Origin of the sequence: Lactobacillus sp. (assembly GCF_051893255.1) — a bacterium.
GTDB lineage: Bacteria > Bacillota > Bacilli > Lactobacillales > Lactobacillaceae > Lactobacillus.
In genome coordinates this window covers 1-1,578 of the sequence record NZ_JBJFHB010000078.1, presented here as the reverse complement: position 1 = coordinate 1,578, position 1,578 = coordinate 1, and the positions used below count along the sequence as shown (strand labels likewise).

1 protein-coding gene is annotated in these 1,578 nt (G+C 43.3%); it reads left to right on the top strand.

What is annotated here, in order from left to right; genetic code table 11:
- Positions 1–226 precede the first annotated feature (226 nt).
- Positions 227–1,417 (top strand): ATP-binding protein, encoded by a 1,191-nt coding sequence (locus tag ACI4WN_RS07490; RefSeq protein WP_439777652.1) that lies wholly within the window; start codon positions 227–229, stop codon positions 1,415–1,417.
- Positions 1,418–1,578 lie beyond the last annotated feature (161 nt).

Sequence of the window (1,578 nt, the reverse complement as noted above, 5' to 3'; positions counted from 1 at the left end):
TAATCGAAGGCAGTGACCACGGTTTGCACCAAAACCGCGAGGAAGTTTATACCAGAGTGGTTGGCTTTTTAACTAAATAATAGAAAAAACAAGTTCCGGATGGAACTTGTTTTTTTAATTTTGTCTCAATTAACTTAAATAAAACAGTAGATTTTCAATTTTGTCTCAATTAACTTAAAATAGATCTAGAAAATACAATTTTGTTGAAGTTAATTGAGATGATTTTATGCTAGTACCAAGACCAACTTACTTACAAAAACTAGAAAAATTAGCTAATAAGCAGATTATTAAAGTTCTAACCGGGGTTAGACGCTGCGGCAAATCTAGCCTGTTGCAGCTGTTTCAGCAACAGCTTTTAGCTGATGGCGTTCAACCAGAGCAGATTCAAGCAATCAACTTTGAGGACCTAGCTTTTTCCAAGCTGACTGACTACCAGGAACTCTATCGCTACCTAAGTCAACGCTTGCTGCCTGATCAGATGAACTATATCTTTTTGGATGAAATCCAAAATGTTCCTAATTTTGAAAAAGCAGTTGATAGTCTTTTTATTAAAAGCAATGTTGACTTGTACATTACCGGTTCTAACGCCTTTATGCTGTCAGGTGAATTAGCGACGCTGCTTTCTGGACGTTATATCGAAATTCCGGTATATCCCTTATCTTTTAAGGAATTTGCCCAAGCTAAGCCTGATCAATCTTTGCAAGAGAGCTACCAGCAGTACCTGCTCAGGGGCGGCTTTCCTTTTGCCTTGCAGCTGCCAGATGATGAAAGTTTCCGCGACTACATTGATGGCGTGGTAAACACGGTTTTAGTCAAGGACGTGCTTGCCAAAAAAGATAAGAGCGATTCAACTTTGGTTAGACGATTAGCAGCTTTTTTAACAGACACAGCAGGTAGCTTGACTAGCCCTAAGAAAATTGCGGGTACCTTGACCTCAATGGGAGAGAAGACGACGCCGAACACGGTGGCCTCTTACCTGGAGCTCTTAGAAAATGCCTTTCTTTTTTACCGCTGCGACCGTTTTGATATCGGCGGAAAAAAGTATCTGAGCATCAATCCCAAATATTATCCAGTTGATATTAGCTTGCGCCGGGCCCTAGTGGGGCAGAAGCGGCCCAACAAGGGGAGCCGGCTGGAAACGATTGTGTATCAGGAGCTTCGCCGGCGGGGATATGAGATTTATGTTGGCGTGATGCAGCAGACTGAGGTGGACTTTGTGGTGGTGAAGGATGGAAGACGGGAGTACTACCAGGTATCGCTGTCTTTGGACGATGAACAGACCTACCAACGGGAAGTTAGAAGTCTGCGGCTGATCGATGACAACTATCCCAAGATCATCTTGACTGAAGATCCGGGGCATTTTGACGACCAGGGGATCAGCCAGGTGAACATTATTGATTGGTTGATGGGGGAATGAATATGAAAGTAAGACGCAGAGCCATGTATAAGGCTCTGCCAGTGCCTAGGCAACTTGCTGATGCGGATCCACATGTTAGGTCTAATCTTTCGCTTAACGCGGAGAAAAAAGGAAAGCAAACATACTAACCTAGTGTTGGATGATTACTCGACGGAGTAGTC

Coding starts and splice junctions, on each gene's coding strand:
- ACI4WN_RS07490 (WP_439777652.1), top strand. CDS start 227: ATGCTAGTACCAAGACCAACTTACTTACAAAAACTAGAAAAATTAGCT.